Source organism: Citrobacter sp. HN-141, assembly GCF_033341895.1.
Lineage (GTDB): Bacteria > Pseudomonadota > Gammaproteobacteria > Enterobacterales > Enterobacteriaceae > Citrobacter.
The window spans coordinates 133,223-149,311 of sequence record NZ_JAWPBF010000008.1 but is presented as its reverse complement, the minus strand read 5'-3'; the positions used below and the strand labels follow the sequence as shown (position 1 = coordinate 149,311).

Here is a 16,089-nt window from a genome sequence, read left to right as displayed (position 1 = left end):
CTTTATGACATACAGCCCATATTAGCTATAATGCGCAGCAATTTTCTCGGAGTAAAAGTGACATTATGAATTCTCTGTTTGCCAGTACGGCCCGCGGGCTGGAAGAGCTGTTAAAAACTGAACTGGAAAACCTCGGCGCATTGGAGTGCCAGGTCGTTCAGGGTGGGGTCCATTTTAAGGGCGACACGCGGCTTGTTTACCAGAGCCTGATGTGGAGCCGCCTGGCCTCGCGCATTATCCTGCCGATGGGAGAGTGCAAGGTCTATAGCGATCTTGATCTGTACCTCGGTGTTCAGGCAATCGACTGGACAGAGATATTTAATCCTGGTGCCACCTTCGCCGTGCACTTTAGCGGGCTGAACGAGACGATTCGTAATAGCCAGTACGGTGCACTGAAAGTAAAGGATGCGATTGTCGATGCCTTTACCCGTAAAAACCTGCCGCGTCCGAACGTAGATCGTGAATCACCCGATCTGCGCATTAACGTTTGGCTGAACAAAGATACGGCCAGCATCGCGCTCGATCTGAGCGGCGACGGCCTGCATCAGCGTGGTTATCGCGATCGTGCGGGTCAGGCGCCGATTAAAGAGACGCTGGCGGCCGCCATTGTGATGCGTTCAGGCTGGCAGCCGGGCACGCCGCTACTCGATCCGATGTGTGGTTCCGGTACGCTGCTGATTGAAGCGGCAATGTGGGCAACCGATCGCGCGCCGGGCCTGCACCGTGGATACTGGGGCTTCAGCGGCTGGGCGCAGCATGATGAAGCTGTGTGGCAAGAAGTGAAAGCTGAAGCACAGGTGCGCGCGCGCAAAGGACTGGCGGACTATACCTCGCACTTCTATGGATCAGATAGCGATGCCCGCGTGATTGAAAAAGCGCGCAGTAACGCCCGCCGCGCCGGTATTGCCGACCTGATGACGTTTGAAGTCAAAGATGTCGCCAAACTGAGTAACCCGTTGCCGAAAGGACCTTACGGTACTGTCATCAGCAACCCACCCTACGGCGAGCGTCTGGACAGTGAACCCGCATTGATTGCTCTGCACAGCCTGCTGGGACGCACGATGAAAAACCAGTTTGGCGGCTGGAATCTGTCGCTGTTCAGCGCATCACCCGATTTGCTCAGCAGCCTGCAATTGCGTGCGGATAAACAGTTTAAAGCGAAAAATGGCCCGCTGGATTGTGTCCAGAAGAACTATCACGTTGCAGAGACCACCGCGGACAGCAAGCCTGCCACGGTAGCGGAAGATTATGCCAACCGCCTGCGCAAGAATATTAAGAAGCTGGAAAAATGGGCGCGTCAGGAAGGGATTGAATGCTATCGCCTGTACGATGCTGACCTGCCGGAATATAACGTTGCCGTTGATCGCTATGGCGACTGGGTTGTGGTTCAGGAATATGCGCCGCCGAAGACGGTTGATGCGCAGAAAGCACGTCAGCGCCTGTTCGACATCATTGCCGCTACGCTGTCGGTACTGGAAATCGCACCAAACAAACTGGTGCTGAAAACCCGTGAACGCCAGAAAGGGAAGAACCAATACCAGAAGATGAACGAGAAGGGCGAGTTCATTGAGGTGAGCGAGTATAACGCGCGTCTGTGGGTCAACCTGACCGATTATCTGGATACTGGCCTGTTCCTTGATCACCGTATTGCACGGCGCATGTTGGGGCAGATGAGCAAAGGGAAAGACTTCCTTAACCTGTTCTCCTACACCGGCAGCGCGAGCGTGCATGCCGGATTGGGTGGCGCACGTAGCACCACAACGGTAGATATGTCGCGTACCTATCTGGAATGGGCAGAGCGTAACCTGCGGCTGAACGGGCTAAGTGGACGCGCGCACCGCTTGATTCAGGCCGACTGCCTGGGCTGGCTGCGTGATGCCAATGAACAGTTTGATCTGATCTTCATTGATCCGCCGACGTTCTCTAACTCTAAGCGTATGGAAGACTCGTTTGATGTGCAGCGCGATCATCTGGCGCTAATGAAAGATCTGAAACGTCTGCTACGCAAAGACGGCACGATTATGTTCTCCAACAACAAACGTGGATTCCGTATGGACCTCGACGGTCTGGCTGAACTGGGATTGAAAGCACAAGAAATTACCCAAAAAACGCTTTCCCAGGACTTCGTCCGTAACCGTCAGATCCACAATTGCTGGCTGATTACCTCAGCCTGAAAGGAAAAATAAATGTCATTGATCAGTATGCATGGCGCATGGCTGTCGTTCAGCGATGCGCCGCTCCTTGATAATGCAGAACTGCATATCGAAGATAACGAACGCGTCTGTCTGGTAGGCCGTAACGGCGCGGGCAAATCGACGCTGATGAAGATCCTCAACCGTGAACAGGGTCTTGACGACGGACGTATTATTTATGAACAGGATCTGGTTGTAGCGCGTCTGCAACAGGATCCGCCGCGCAATGTCGAAGGCAGCGTCTATGACTTCGTTGCCGAAGGCATTGCAGAGCAGGCGGTGTATCTCAAGCGTTACCACGATATCTCGCATCTGGTGATCACCGATCCGAGTGATAAAAACCTGCAGGAACTGGCGAAGGTTCAGGAACAGCTGGATCACCACAATCTGTGGCAGCTGGAAAGCCGTATCAACGAAGTACTGGAACAGCTTGGGCTGGAGCCAGACATGGAGCTGGCATCGCTTTCCGGCGGCTGGCTGCGTAAAGCTGCGCTGGGCCGGGCGTTAGTCAGCAATCCGCGCATATTGCTGCTGGATGAACCGACCAACCACCTGGATATTGAAACCATCGACTGGCTGGAAGGGTTCCTGAAAACCTTTAACGGCACGATCATTTTTATCTCCCACGACCGTTCGTTTATTCGCAATATGGCAACGCGCATTGTCGATCTCGATCGCGGCAAGCTGGTGACCTATCCGGGTAATTACGATCAGTACCTGCTGGAAAAAGAAGAAGCGCTGCGGGTAGAAGAGCTACAGAATGCGGAGTTTGACCGCAAACTGGCGCAGGAAGAGGTCTGGATCCGTCAGGGTATTAAGGCGCGTCGTACCCGCAATGAAGGTCGTGTGCGTGCGCTGAAGGCCATGCGTCGCGAGCGCGGTGAGCGTCGTGAAGTGATGGGTACGGCGAAGATGCAGGTTGAAGAAGCGAGCCGCTCTGGCAAGATTGTCTTCGAAATGGAGAATGTTGATTACCAGGTTGACGGGAAGCAACTGGTAAAAGATTTCTCCGCGCAGGTGCAGCGCAGCGACAAAATTGCCTTAATTGGACCTAACGGCTGCGGTAAAACGACGCTGCTTAAGCTGATGCTGGGACAATTGCAGGCTGACAGTGGTCGCATCCACGTCGGGACCAAGCTGGAAGTTGCCTATTTCGACCAGCACCGTGCTGAACTGGATCCGGATAAAACCGTGATGGATAACCTTGCCGAAGGTAAGCAAGAGGTGATGGTGAACGGTAAGCCGCGCCATGTGCTGGGCTATCTTCAGGACTTCCTGTTCCATCCGAAACGCGCGATGACGCCGGTACGTGCATTGTCTGGCGGGGAACGCAATCGCCTGCTGCTGGCGCGTCTGTTCCTGAAACCCAGCAACCTCTTGATTCTTGATGAACCGACCAACGATCTCGACGTCGAAACGCTGGAACTGCTCGAAGAGTTGATTGACGGTTATCAGGGGACCGTATTGCTGGTCAGCCACGACCGTCAGTTTGTTGACAATACGGTTACCGAGTGCTGGATTTTTGAAGGTGGCGGCAAGATTGGTCGTTATGTGGGCGGTTATCATGACGCGCGTGAGCAGCAGTCACAGTATGTGGCGTTTAAACAACCCGTTGAGAAAAAAACTGAGGAAACTGTTGCCCCTAAAGCAGAAATTGTAAAACGCGGCACAAGCAAACTAAGCTATAAACTACAGCGCGAACTGGAGCAGCTTCCTGCGTTGCTGGAAGCGTTGGAAGCTAAGCTTGAAACATTACAAGCTCAGGTGGCTGATGCCTCATTTTTCAGTCAACCGCATGAGCAAACGCAGCAGGTATTAGCTAGTCTGAACGAAGCGGAACAAGAACTTGAGCAAGCCTTTGAGCGCTGGGAGTATCTTGAGTCTTTAAAGAATGGCGCATAATTAAAGGAGCACATATGTGCGAACATCACCATGCCGCGAAGCATATTTTGTGCTCGCAGTGTGACATGCTGGTGGCGCTTCCTCGCCTTGAGCATGGTCAGAAAGCGGCATGTCCACGATGTGGCACTACGTTAACGGTTGAGTGGGACGCGCCAAGGCAGCGTCCTACCGCCTATGTGTTAGCAGCATTGTTCATGCTGCTTTTGTCCAACCTGTTTCCCTTTGTGAATATGAACGTCGCAGGGGTGAGCAGCGAAGTGACGTTGCTGGAAATCCCCAGCGTTCTCTTTTCCGAAGATTATGCCAGTCTTGGCACCTTCTTTTTATTATTCGTGCAACTGGTTCCCGCGTTTTGCCTGCTAACTATTCTGCTGCTGGTGAATCGGGTGCAGATGCCAGGCAGACTTAAGGCGAGGCTTGCACGTGTTCTGTTCCAGTTAAAAAGCTGGGGAATGGCGGAAATCTTCCTCGCCGGCGTGCTGGTCAGCTTCGTTAAGCTCATGGCTTATGGTGATATCGGCGTGGGCAGTAGTTTCATCCCGTGGTGCTTCTTTTGCCTTCTCCAGTTACGCGCATTCCAGTGTGTCGATCGTCGCTGGCTGTGGGATGATATTGCGCCAATGCCTGTCATAAAGCAGGCCTTAAAGCCTGGCGTGCCAGGTATTCGACAGGGACTGCGTTCCTGCTCTTGCTGCACTGCGATACTTCCCGCTGATGAGCGGGTGTGTCCGCGCTGTCAAACGAAAGGCTATGTACGGCGTAAAAACAGTTTGCAATGGACACTGGCATTACTGTTTACGTCAATCATGCTTTATCTTCCTGCCAATATTTTGCCGATTATGATTACCGATTTGCTCGGGTTAAAGCTGCCATCAACGATACTAGAGGGGGTGGTTTTAATCTGGAGCGAAGGCTCTTATCCGGTGGCTGCGGTTATCTTTATCGCCAGTATTATGGTGCCGACGTTGAAAATGATCGCTATTGCCTGGCTATGCTGGGACGCCAAAGGGCACGGCAAACGCGACAGTGAACGTATGCACCTGATTTATGAAGTTGTGGAATTTGTCGGTCGCTGGTCAATGATCGACGTCTTTGTGATTGCGGTACTCTCTGCGCTGGTGCGCATGGGAGGGTTAATGAACATTTATCCTGCAATGGGTGCTTTGATGTTTGCTTTAGTCGTCATTATGACAATGTTTTCTGCGATGACATTTGATCCGCGTCTGTCGTGGGACCGTGAACCAGAACCAGGCCATGAGGAGTCCTGACAGCATGGAATCTAAAAGTGGGGAAGCCAAAGTGCAGAAGGTAAAAAACTGGTCTCCCGTGTGGATATTCCCTATCGTCACTGCACTCATTGGCGCGTGGGTCCTGTTTTATCACTATAGTCATCAGGGGCCACAGGTCACGCTTATTACCACCAATGCCGAAGGTATCGAAGGGGGTAAAACGACGATAAAGAGCCGCAGCGTGGATGTCGGTATCGTCGAGAGCGCAACCCTGACTGATGATTTGACCCATGTGGAAATTAAAGCGCGTCTTAACTCCGGGATGGAAAAGCTGCTGCATAAAGATTCTGTCTTTTGGGTGGTGAAGCCGCAGGTTGGACGTGAAGGTATCAGCGGGCTCGGCACGCTATTGTCCGGGGCGTATATTGAGCTGCAACCCGGTAATAAAGGCAGTAAGCTGGAAAATTACCAACTGCTGGATTCACCGCCGCTGGCCCCGCCAGATGCAAAAGGGATCCGTGTGATTTTGGACAGCAAAAAAGCCGGTCAGTTGAGCCCCGGCGATCCGGTGCTGTTCCGTGGATATCGCGTGGGCTCGGTTGAGACCAGCACATTTGATGCGCAAAAGCGTACGATCAGCTATCAGCTTTTCATCAATGCGCCTAACGATCGTCTGGTGACCAGTAATGTGCGTTTCTGGAAAGACAGCGGGATCGCCGTAGATCTCACCTCAGCAGGTATGCGCGTAGAAATGGGATCGCTCTCCACGCTGTTTGGCGGTGGTGTAAGTTTTGATGTGCCAGAAGGTTTAGAGCAGGGCGAGCCGGTCGCACAACAGTCAGCGTTTAATCTTTATGACGATCAAAAAAGTATTCAGGATTCACTGTATACCGATCATATTGATTACCTGATGTTCTTTAAAGATTCGATTCGTGGCCTACAGCCTGGTGCACCGCTGGAATTCCGTGGTATCCGTTTGGGTACGGTAAGCAAAGTACCTTTCTTCTCACCGAATATGCGTCAGGTATTTAACAATGATTACCGTATTCCGGTGCTGGTGCGTATTGAACCTGAACGGCTGAAAGCGCAGTTGGGTGAAGACACCGATGTAGGTGCTCATCTTGCTGAGTTGCTCAAACGTGGACTGAGAGGGTCATTGAAGACGGGGAACCTGGTGACCGGCGCGCTGTATGTCGATCTCGACTTTTACCCGAAAGAGCCGCCAATTACAGGGGTACGCGAGTTTAATGGTTATCAAATTATTCCGACAGTGAGCGGCGGTCTGGCGCAGATTCAGCAGCGTTTGATGGAAGCGTTGGATAAGATTAATAGTCTACCGCTGAACCCGATGATTGAGCAGGCAACCAATACGTTGTCGGAAAGCCAGCGCACGATGAAGCATCTGCAAACTACGCTGGATAACATGAATAAGATCACGTCCAGCCAGTCGATGCAGCAGCTTCCTGCGGATATGCAGAATACGTTGCGTGAACTGAATCGCAGCATGCAGGGCTTCCAGCCGGGTTCTGCGGCCTACAACAAGATGGTGGCAGATATGCAGCGTCTTGATCAGGTACTGCGTGAACTGCAGCCGGTTCTGAAAACGCTGAACGACAAGAGCAACGCGCTGGTGTTTGAAGCGAAGGACAAAAAAGATCCAGAGCCGAAGAGGGCGAAACAATGAAAAAGTGGCTAGTGGTGATGATGGCGGTCTGGCTAACGTCATGTAGCTCCAGCGGAGAGAATAAAAGCTATTATCAGCTCCCCATTGCGCAAGGGGGGGTACAAAGCTCAGCTAATCAGGGTAACCGCCTGCTGTGGGTTGAACAGGTTGCAGTGCCTGATTACCTGGCGGGGAATGGTGTGGTGTACCAGACCAGCGACGTGAAGTATGTGATAGCGAATAACAATCTCTGGGCCAGTCCACTGGATCAGCAGCTGCGTAATACCCTTGTCGCAAATCTGAGTATGCAACTTCCGGGCTGGGTGGTTGCATCTCAGCCGTTGGGAAGTACTCAGGATACGCTTAACGTGACGGTGACAGGCTTTCACGGACGTTACGATGGCAAAGTGATTGTCAGCGGTGAATGGTTGCTGAATCACCAGGGGCAATTAATCAAGCGTCCGTTCCATATCGAAGTTGTACAGACGCAGGATGGCTACGATGAAATGGTGAAAGTTCTGGCCAGCGCCTGGAGTCAGGAAGCGACGGCAATCGCCCAAGAGCTGAAACGTATTCCCTAAGCTTAAATAATTGTAAATTATGCCGCCTCAGGTTCATCACCAGAGGCGGTTTTTTTTATTTTCTTAGCGGTTGAGGTAGCTGTTCTGACAGAGAATTTTTGTACAAATGATTTACCAGCTAGCTCACAAATATGACACTGGCGTGAATTTTGCGCATTGACGAGTCTGATGTTTAGGGGTATTCGTTTAGTGTGATTGCACACTTAGTAATCACTGTTTTCTTTTCCACCAGACCCAAAAATGAGGGAAACGAGGCATGAAGAGACAAAAACGAGATCGCCTGGAACGGGCACATCAACGTGGATATCAGGCCGGCATTGCCGGACGCTCAAAAGAAATGTGTCCCTATCAGACGCTGAATCAGAGGTCATACTGGCTGGGAGGCTGGCGAGAAGCCATGGGGGATAGGGTTTTAATGGCCTGATTCTGTCTCTTTAGATAAAAGAAACCTCCGCAGAGCGGAGGTTTCGCCTTTTGTAGACCGGCAAATTAACGTACGCAGCCATTTGGCTATGTCGCACCACCAGATCTACAGATGTCTGCAATTAGAACGCCGAGGTGTCCTGGAACAGACCTACTTTCAGATCATTTGCGGTGTAGATCAGACGACCATCAACCAGCACTTCACCATCAGCCAGACCCATGATCAGGCGGCGGTTAACGATGCGTTTGAAGTGAATGCGGTAGGTGACTTTCTTCGCGGTCGGCAGAACCTGACCTGTGAATTTCACTTCGCCCACGCCCAGTGCACGGCCTTTACCTTCGCCGCCCAGCCAGCCGAGATAGAATCCAACCAGCTGCCACATGGCATCCAGACCCAGGCAACCAGGCATTACCGGATCGCCGATAAAATGGCATCCGAAGAACCACAGGTCCGGGTTGATGTCCAGTTCAGCTTCCACATAACCTTTGTCAAAGTTGCCGCCGGTTTCGGTCATCTTGATGACACGATCCATCATCAGCATGCTTGGTGCAGGCAGTTGTGGGCCTTTAGCACCAAACAGCTCACCGCGACCAGAGGCAAGAAGGTCTTCTTTTGTATAGGATTCGCGTTTATCTACCATGTTCTCTGTAAGCCTTATTTTATTGAAGCACGCAGGATAGCTAACACGTGTACGCTGAACAAGTCCGATCAGTTCGGAATAATCCAATTCAGCCAACGTAGCGGCCATGGAAAACGATGACGGCCTTCCTGTTGCGTTGCCGCAGCAATACGCTCCTGGATAGTTTGCATCAGCGTCGTCTGGCCTTCACCATCCCACACCAAATTTAATAGCAGTGGCAGCGCATCGGTCACGTCGTCTACTGCCCAGATAGTGAATTTTTCTTCTTCAACAGCCTGCAGCAGTGCGGGTGGCAGGCTCAGATGTCTGACGTTGGCTGCAGGGATAATCACCCCCTGAGTCCCCGTTAATTCACGCTGCTGGCAGATGGCAAAGAAGCCTTCAATTTTCTCATTCAGACCGCCGACAGGTTGAGCACGACCAAACTGATCGACAGAACCGGTTATTGCGATGCTTTGATTGACGGGAACGTCAGCGAGGGCGCTGATCAGCGCACACAGTTCCGCCATAGAGGCGCTGTCTCCGTCTACTTCACTGTATGATTGCTCAAATGTCAGAGAGGCAGAGAACGGTATTTGCTGTTCAAGCTGGAGTTCCGACATCAGGAACGCCTGCATAATCATCATACCCTTGGCATGAATATTTCCGCCCAGCTCGGCTTTACGTTCAATATCGGTAAATTCGCCATCGCCAATATGCACGACGCAACTGATACGTGAAGGTTCACCAAATGCGCGGGGATGGCCTGGAAATTCGATCACCGACAGGGCGTTTATTTGCCCAATACGCTCGCCTTCCGTTTCAATGAGGATCTGCTCTTGCAGGATCTCATCCTGCATTCGTTCGGAGAGGAATCCTTCTCGCCACTCACGTTGAGCAAGCATCAGGCTCAATTGCTCCGCAGTGCAGGTATCACCGTCGCAAAGAGGGGCCACTTCTTTGAGCTGGCGAGTGATCCATAGCGGATTAAGCGGCAGCGTATCCTGTTCGCCGGTATAGCGAACGGCTTCGCGGATGAGAACCTGCCAGGCATCGGCAGCGGGATAGGGCAGATTGTTGCGTCGGGCAGTATGCGTTACCCACTGACACCACTGTGTCATGGTTTCGGCATCCACTATCTGCAAGTTATCTTCAAATTCGCTGTAGATAGCCTGTTCTGCCAGTTCTGGCTCCATTTCCTGGAAATCCGCCAGCGATTCACGTTCGCCGACCAGCACCACTTTCAGTTTAAGCGGCATAGAAGGGACGGAGACTGGCAGAGGGCGAGACTCATCGAAGGCCACCCAGTCAAAACGCTCGTGGCTGACAATGGCTTTCAGGCGCATCCACAACAACGGCTGAGCCAGAAGTGTGCGCAATGAGATAACCAGCACACCGCCGTTGGCCTGATGGACCAGTCCCGGTTGCAGCGTAATTTCGCCATTGAACTGGCGCAGACAGCCAAACAGCTGTTCGGCCTCAACCCAGTCCGCATTAACCACCTGCGTTAACGTTGCAAAGTTGTCGTCTGCTTTCTCCGCTGCGCGGTAACGAATAGTGTGGCCGGATACATCGTAATGCCCCCCGGTTAACCTATCGGCATCCGTATGCAAGGTACGTGCAGCCGTTGCAATAAGATTGAGATACTCCAGCTCTTCGGGCGCTTTCACCAGCATAAACGAGGACGTAGCCCAGTGCTGAAGAAGCTGCTCTAGCGCGAATTGTAAACGTGGCTGAGTATCACTGAGTAAGGTGTCGGTGTCGTCAGTGACGTGCGGCTGTGCAAATATTTCCTGATAGCTGTCGGTATCAGGAACCAGATCACGCCATGCAAGTTTCGTAATGGTCAAAGTTGATGTTTTTTAGTCTGTTGTAAAAAACGAGATTATACCGTAACCATCAGCACTGCACACGTGGAAAGCGCCGCTAAACGGATGTGATGACGCGCGACAGTTCACAGGCTGGATATTCTTTTCTTCAGATGCCCAAAAAGCTGATATTCTGATAAGAGTTACACGGTAACATTGAGATCGCAATGAAATATCAACAACTTGAAAATCTTGAAAGCGGATGGAAATGGAAGTACCTGGTGAAGAAGCATCGTGAGGGGGAGTTGATTACCCGCTATGTGGAAGCCAGCGCTGCCAAAGAAGCCGTTGATTTGTTGCTAACCCTCGAAAATGAACCGGTTCGGGTCAACGCCTGGATTGAAGAATACATGAACCCGGCACTGCTCAATCGCATGAAGCAAACGATCCGTGCGAGGCGTAAGCGGCACTTTAATGCAGAACATCAACATACGCGTAAGAAATCGATCGATCTGGAGTTTATGGTCTGGCAGCGTTTAGCCGGGCTTGCGCAGCGACGTGGTAAAACGCTCTCAGAAACGATTGTGCAGTTGATTGAAGATGCGGAACATAAAGAAAAGTATGCGAACAAGATGTCGACATTGAAGCAGGATCTACAGGCGTTACTGGGTAAAGAGTAGGGTACGGGTAACGTCAATATGGTGTGTGCCTGTGCTTTTGCATGATATATAGGTGAAAAAAAACCCCGCCAGGCGGGGTTTTTTTATAAGACGATAACTTAAGCCTGAGGCTGAGTTACAACGTCTTTGATACCTTTAACTTCGATCTCAACACGACGATCCGGAGCCAGGCAGTCGATCAGTGCAGCGCGAGCTTTCACGTTGTCACAGGTGTTGCCAGTAACAGGGTTGGATTCGCCCATACCACGTGCGGAGATTTTGTCAGAAGGGATACCTTTAGAGATCAGGTAATCAACAACGGACTGAGCACGTTTCTCAGACAGACCCTGGTTGTAAGCGTCAGAACCGATGCGGTCAGTGAAGCCCAGAACAACGACGGAACCGTCTTTCGGGTCCAGGTTGCTCAGCTGGCTGTACATCTGATCCAGAGCCTGCTGGCCTTCTGGTTTCAGAGTCGCTTTGTTGAAGTTGAACAGAACGTCAGACTTCAGAGTGAAGTGTTTGGTCTGTACTTCTGGAGCCGGAGCCGGAGCCGGAGCAACTACCGGAGCTGCTTCTTCCTGCTGGCCGAAACGGTAAGAAACACCAACGCTCAACAGACCGTTGTCTGGACGACCACCAACGGTGTTCGCGTCACCGATGTTGTTAGTCCACTGGTATTCCAGACGGGTAGCGATTTCAGGAGTAATTGCATACTCTACGCCGCCAGCGAATACTGGGGATACACCAGTGTCGTGGTCTTTGAAGCCGTCGTTGTTTTTAGCATCTGCACGCCAAACCATACCACCCAGACGGGTATAAACGTCCAGATCGTCAGTGATTGGGTAACCCAGTTTAGCGGTCAGCTGAACGCCCTGAGCTTTGAATGCGCCATTTTCAGTGTTGCCTTTGTACGGCATACGACCTAACCAGTCGTAACCCATTTCAAAACCAACGTACGGGTTAACCTGGTAACCACCGAACGCACCAGCACCCAGTTGGCTTTCGTGGGTCGGTCCGTTGTTGTTGATCTGATTGTTGCCGATGTCATGGAACTGGGACCAACCCAGTTTAGCACCAGTATACCAGGTGTTATCTTTCGGAGCGGCCTGCGCCACGGTAGCGAAACCAGCCAGTGCCACTGCAATTGCGATAGCTGTCTTTTTCATTTTATGCGCCTCGTTATCATCCAAAATTCGCCATGAATATCTCCAGAGAGATAACACGGTTAAATCCTTCACCCGGGGACCAGTTCAATAGTTACTCTACCGATATCTGCGGCTTAAGCCGAGCACCCCTGGCGATGTAAAGTCTACAACGTACTCGAAAACTTACAAGTGTGAAGTCCGTCAGGCATATGAAAAAAAAAGGCTTGTATACACAATATTTAACATTTGTGGATGATTAATTGTACAGCTACTATCGTGGAAACCGCTTCACACAGGCGTTCTCACAAAAAACGTGTTAAAGCTCAAAGCCGAATTTGAAGGTGAAAAAAAATTCCAGGATAAATCCTAATTTTACTCAATGATACAAATTCGAGTGAATTTTTAGCCCGGAATGGTGTCTCCCCGCAAGTGTCTGAGCGCATACAGGACGCATGATAAATCCCATTGCGTTTCCCTCATCAGCCGCTTTCACCAGTTCTGCATGTTCATCTTCTGTTAATTCTTCCGTCAGCCAGCCGATGACCACACTGTAATTCCCAGTGCGCAGCGCACGGACCATTGATTCCAGCGTATGGCAGGGAGAGAGTTGGCTGATTTGCATAACTTTCGTCAATGGGAGTCCGGCCGACTGCACCCACTCGCGGCTCAGTTTTTGTTGAGGCGTCAGCCAGAGCTGCCAGCGCGACTGCTGACCTAATTGCTGAAGCAGGGGAAGCAGTAGGAGCTGCGTCATCATGGGCTGGTCCTCGCGATAGACCACTTCACTGATAAGCCCGGCGGTAGTGTGCTCTGACGACACGCGCGCAATTTTGCTTGATGTGGAAGAGAACGACGAAGAACGATTTGCATAGCCTGAAGTGTACATAATCAATCCAGCCCTGTGAGTTACTGTATGAATATACAGTAACCCTGCTATCCCCAAAGATCAACCTTATTTTCTGAAACAGGTTCGCAGTTTTTGGTTGTTGTTACGGGAAAAACAAAATTCATCTTGCCCCTTGCGAATAAGTTGCCTATTTTCGTCATTAACGGATCCGCTACTGCAAATCATTTTATTACGTTATGATTTAAAAGGATTTTTATGAAAAAACTTTCTTATGCAAGGATCTATAAATCACAAGAATATCTGGCGTCATTGGGGACTATTCGTTATCGATCGCTGTTTGGGGGTTATAGCCTGACGGTCGAGGACACGGTATTCGCCATGGTCGCCAGTGGCGAGTTATATCTCAGGGCCTGTGAACAGAGCGCGCAGTACTGTGTAAAACATTCCCCTGTCTGGCTGACATTCATAAAACGTGGACGTCCGGTGGTGCTCAATTATTATCAGGTGAACGATACGCTGTGGCAAAACCAGCAACAACTGGTGTCGTTATCACGGTATTCACTGGATGCGGCGTTAAAAGAAAAGCAAAGTCGTTTTGCACAGCATCGCCTGCGTGGACTGCCGAACATGACATTTCATCTGGAAACCCTGCTGAATGAAGCTGGTATAAAAGATGAAAGTACATTACGCATGTTGGGGGCAAAAATGTGCTGGTTGAAACTGCGACAGATTAATCCCGCCCTGACGGTGAAAATACTCTATGCCCTTGAAGGCGCGATCGGAGGGATTCATGAGGCGGCGCTCCCGGCGATTCGTCGCCAGGAGCTTGTGGAGTGGGTGAGTTCTCTTACGCCTGAACCGGTGTACTAGACGGCAATGCGGCAATTTGCTGCTGTAATCGTCTGATTTCTGGTAGTAGCGCTATCAATAGGCCAACTTGCTGTACGACCAGCGGTTCTTTACTGTCCGGGCGTGGTTCAAGATGCTGAATCCGTTGCTTCAGTCCTTCTAGTGCCTGGTATACGCGCTGCTCGTCAGCGGGTTGATGATGAAGTGCATCATCAACATAGCAAACGGCATCGTCCAGTAATGCCAGAACGTCCGGGTTGGTTAACTGTTCACGGTGTGCGCCCAGCGCCGAGATATAACTGGTAAAGGTATGGTTGAGGCACAGCAAGCGGAATGCCGTTTCGCGTGTTTGGGCGGTGACATCCGGTTCACTCGACATGTTCGACACCACGGATGCCAGCTCCGCATCACGATTATGCGCATCGCGGCGCGCAATACGGTATGCCAGACGATTGTCTCGCCCCTGATGATATTGTTCGAGAATGGCGTCAAGGTAACGACAGTTTGCATCGGTCGCCCGTTCAATCACCCGTGGTAGGTTGCGAAAGCGCCAGTCAGGCCAGATGAAACTGACGGCTGCCCATGCGATGGCACAACCTATCAGCGTATCGATGACGCGCGGCAGTGCGACTTCAAACCCTTCACCAAGCAGGTTAAAGCACAGCAATACCAGCAGCGTGATAAACATGGTGGCATGCGCGTACTGAACATTGCGGAAAGCGAAAAAGAGCACGCCGGTGATCACCAGCAGTATTAATTGCCCTTCCAGCGATGGGACGAACCACAGGATGGGCAATCCAATGGCTATCCCGACTAATGTGCCGATAATCCTTAACGCCAGACGATGTCGTGTGGCGTTGTAGTTGGGCTGGCAGACAAACAGACTGGTCAGCAGGATCCAGTAGCCATGGTTCATACCCGTTATCTGGATAATGGCGTAGCCAACGCAGAGCACCAGCGACATGCGAACCGCGTGGCGAAACAGCGCCGACTCCGGCGTAAAATTGCGACTCAGGCGCAGCCAGATATCACTGAAGCCATGCGGACTGTCATCGGCAAGCTGATTTTCTGACTCATTGCGCGAGAGTACCTGAGCCTGTTCAGACTCAATGGTGGCCAGTTGCGCATCAATAGCCCGCAGGTTTGATAGTAAGAATCCCAGCGTGTTGAGCAAATCTGCAGGGGCACCGCTTGCACGCATGCGCTCAAGGGCGGCATCGATATGTGTAAAGACGCGCTCAAAGTGTGGATCGTGCTGGTAAGGGGTGCGTAGCAAAATACAGCGAGACAGTTGCGTACAGGCTTGTCCCTGCATCGACATTAATCGCTGGAAACGAAACATCACATCGCTGTGACGGAAATGGTCGCGTAGCGTCTGGTACTGAATATGTGAGGAACTTGCGCGTTCGTGGATATCCTGCGCGACAAAATAGTAATGCAGTGTGCGGCGGGTTCCTCGTTGTCCACGGTCACCGCGCAGACGGGTCAGTAATGATATTTTTGTTTGGTTCAACGTCGCCATCAGTTGCCCATTGGCCAGCGCTAAGTCATACAGGGGGGCCTGGCTTTCATCTTCGATGTCGGGATCAAAAAGGCGGGATTTCAGCTCCAGGTAGTGTGCCAACTGTTCGTAGCTGCGTGCCAGATTGTCCTGCAGTGGACGAATCGGGAACAGAAGGTGACCGATAAGCGTCAGAAGGTTATACCAGATGGCGCCTGCAAGCAGCAGGATCGGTTGCTGGTACCACTGATCGTAAAGTGATGTTCCCAGCATGGTGTAAATGGCGATCAGTAATGCACCAAAGGCGATGGTCGCATAACGCTGACCTAAGCCCCCCAGCAAAATAAAGCCGCTGGTGGACAGCGTTAATCCAATTGCGAAAAGCCACGGCCAGGGAAAGAGCAATTCGACGGAGGCCGAGGCAATAAAAAAGCAGATCAGCGTAATGATCAAATTGCGCAGACGACCCGCGAGCCGATCGTCCAGATCGGTCAGCGCGGCAGCAACCATGCCCAGCGTTAGCGGGATGGTAAGTTTGACGTCACCCAGCCACCACGGCAGCGCCGTAGTGCCGCAAAGTGCAATAAAAATTCGCACGTAGTACAGCCAGGTGCTGTTCCAGGTATAGCGTTTAAGCAGTGGACTTAACATAAAGGCCATCAGTTCC

The 16,089-nt window shown here is 51.5% G+C and carries 13 protein-coding genes; 8 read left to right on the top strand and 5 right to left on the bottom strand.

The window, feature by feature from the left end:
- The first annotated feature begins 65 nt into the window (after nucleotides 1-65).
- The 6 genes from rlmKL (at nucleotide 66) to rmf (ending at nucleotide 7,991) form a co-directional block, all read left to right on the top strand.
- The gene (rlmKL, locus tag RYZ59_RS11920) at nucleotides 66-2,174 is read left to right on the top strand and encodes a bifunctional 23S rRNA (guanine(2069)-N(7))-methyltransferase RlmK/23S rRNA (guanine(2445)-N(2))-methyltransferase RlmL (protein ID WP_318047982.1); all 2,109 of its coding nucleotides are present in this window, start codon (nucleotides 66-68) and stop codon (nucleotides 2,172-2,174) included.
- Nucleotides 2,175-2,186: 12 nt separating this feature from the next.
- Nucleotides 2,187-4,094, top strand: coding sequence for an ABC transporter ATP-binding protein (locus tag RYZ59_RS11915; RefSeq protein WP_318047983.1), 1,908 nt, complete (start codon nucleotides 2,187-2,189; stop codon nucleotides 4,092-4,094).
- Nucleotides 4,095-4,108: 14 nt separating this feature from the next.
- Entirely contained in the window at nucleotides 4,109-5,362 is a 1,254-nt protein-coding gene (gene pqiA / locus RYZ59_RS11910; protein ID WP_318047984.1) for a membrane integrity-associated transporter subunit PqiA, read from the top strand.
- Nucleotides 5,363-5,366: 4 nt separating this feature from the next.
- Entirely contained in the window at nucleotides 5,367-7,007 is a 1,641-nt protein-coding gene (gene pqiB / locus RYZ59_RS11905; protein ID WP_318047985.1) for an intermembrane transport protein PqiB, read from the top strand.
- Nucleotides 7,004-7,567, top strand: a complete 564-nt coding sequence (pqiC, locus tag RYZ59_RS11900; protein WP_137382849.1) for a membrane integrity-associated transporter subunit PqiC — start codon at nucleotides 7,004-7,006, stop codon at nucleotides 7,565-7,567. The genes pqiB and pqiC overlap by 4 nt, the downstream gene beginning before the upstream one ends.
- A gap of 256 nt (nucleotides 7,568-7,823) precedes the next feature.
- Nucleotides 7,824-7,991 carry a ribosome modulation factor gene (gene rmf, locus RYZ59_RS11895; protein ID WP_003035871.1) on the top strand — a complete coding sequence of 56 codons (168 nt, stop codon included), beginning with the start codon at nucleotides 7,824-7,826 and terminating at the stop codon, nucleotides 7,989-7,991.
- A 121-nt stretch (nucleotides 7,992-8,112) separates the two neighbouring features.
- Here rmf and fabA read toward each other — a convergent pair whose 3' ends face one another.
- The gene (fabA, locus tag RYZ59_RS11890) at nucleotides 8,113-8,631 is read right to left on the bottom strand and encodes a bifunctional 3-hydroxydecanoyl-ACP dehydratase/trans-2-decenoyl-ACP isomerase (RefSeq protein WP_003035875.1); all 519 of its coding nucleotides are present in this window, start codon (nucleotides 8,629-8,631) and stop codon (nucleotides 8,113-8,115) included.
- A 68-nt stretch (nucleotides 8,632-8,699) separates the two neighbouring features.
- Nucleotides 8,700-10,460: a Lon protease family protein gene (locus RYZ59_RS11885; RefSeq protein WP_318047986.1), complete on the bottom strand. Its 1,761-nt coding sequence runs from the start codon at nucleotides 10,458-10,460 to the stop codon at nucleotides 8,700-8,702.
- Between the two features lie 185 nt (nucleotides 10,461-10,645).
- Here RYZ59_RS11885 and matP point away from each other — a divergent pair, with 185 nt between their 5' ends.
- The gene (gene matP, locus RYZ59_RS11880; RefSeq protein ID WP_005123520.1) at nucleotides 10,646-11,098 is read left to right on the top strand and encodes a macrodomain Ter protein MatP; all 453 of its coding nucleotides are present in this window, start codon (nucleotides 10,646-10,648) and stop codon (nucleotides 11,096-11,098) included.
- A gap of 98 nt (nucleotides 11,099-11,196) precedes the next feature.
- Here matP and ompA read toward each other — a convergent pair whose 3' ends face one another.
- Nucleotides 11,197-12,246 carry a porin OmpA gene (ompA, locus tag RYZ59_RS11875; RefSeq protein ID WP_048212110.1) on the bottom strand — a complete coding sequence of 350 codons (1,050 nt, stop codon included), beginning with the start codon at nucleotides 12,244-12,246 and terminating at the stop codon, nucleotides 11,197-11,199.
- A gap of 355 nt (nucleotides 12,247-12,601) precedes the next feature.
- Complete coding sequence (gene sulA / locus RYZ59_RS11870) at nucleotides 12,602-13,111, bottom strand: SOS-induced cell division inhibitor SulA (protein ID WP_318047987.1); 510 nt, start codon at nucleotides 13,109-13,111, stop codon at nucleotides 12,602-12,604.
- Nucleotides 13,112-13,327: 216 nt separating this feature from the next.
- On the opposite strand from sulA, the gene RYZ59_RS11865 reads away from it, so the two are divergent.
- Nucleotides 13,328-13,942, top strand: a complete 615-nt coding sequence (locus RYZ59_RS11865) for a TfoX/Sxy family DNA transformation protein (protein WP_137382852.1) — start codon at nucleotides 13,328-13,330, stop codon at nucleotides 13,940-13,942.
- On the opposite strand, the gene yccS is transcribed toward RYZ59_RS11865, so the two are convergent.
- Complete coding sequence (gene yccS / locus RYZ59_RS11860) at nucleotides 13,920-16,073, bottom strand: YccS family putative transporter (RefSeq protein ID WP_137382853.1); 2,154 nt, start codon at nucleotides 16,071-16,073, stop codon at nucleotides 13,920-13,922. The two genes, RYZ59_RS11865 and yccS, sit on opposite strands and share 23 nt — an antisense overlap.
- Nucleotides 16,074-16,089 lie beyond the last annotated feature (16 nt).

Coding starts and splice junctions, on each gene's coding strand:
- rmf (WP_003035871.1), top strand. CDS start 7,824: ATGAAGAGACAAAAACGAGATCGCCTGGAACGGGCACATCAACGTGGA.
- yccS (WP_137382853.1), bottom strand. CDS start 16,073: ATGTTAAGTCCACTGCTTAAACGCTATACCTGGAACAGCACCTGGCTG.
- ompA (WP_048212110.1), bottom strand. CDS start 12,246: ATGAAAAAGACAGCTATCGCAATTGCAGTGGCACTGGCTGGTTTCGCT.
- sulA (WP_318047987.1), bottom strand. CDS start 13,111: ATGTACACTTCAGGCTATGCAAATCGTTCTTCGTCGTTCTCTTCCACA.
- RYZ59_RS11915 (WP_318047983.1), top strand. CDS start 2,187: ATGTCATTGATCAGTATGCATGGCGCATGGCTGTCGTTCAGCGATGCG.
- pqiA (WP_318047984.1), top strand. CDS start 4,109: ATGTGCGAACATCACCATGCCGCGAAGCATATTTTGTGCTCGCAGTGT.
- matP (WP_005123520.1), top strand. CDS start 10,646: ATGAAATATCAACAACTTGAAAATCTTGAAAGCGGATGGAAATGGAAG.
- pqiC (WP_137382849.1), top strand. CDS start 7,004: ATGAAAAAGTGGCTAGTGGTGATGATGGCGGTCTGGCTAACGTCATGT.
- RYZ59_RS11865 (WP_137382852.1), top strand. CDS start 13,328: ATGAAAAAACTTTCTTATGCAAGGATCTATAAATCACAAGAATATCTG.
- fabA (WP_003035875.1), bottom strand. CDS start 8,631: ATGGTAGATAAACGCGAATCCTATACAAAAGAAGACCTTCTTGCCTCT.
- pqiB (WP_318047985.1), top strand. CDS start 5,367: ATGGAATCTAAAAGTGGGGAAGCCAAAGTGCAGAAGGTAAAAAACTGG.
- rlmKL (WP_318047982.1), top strand. CDS start 66: ATGAATTCTCTGTTTGCCAGTACGGCCCGCGGGCTGGAAGAGCTGTTA.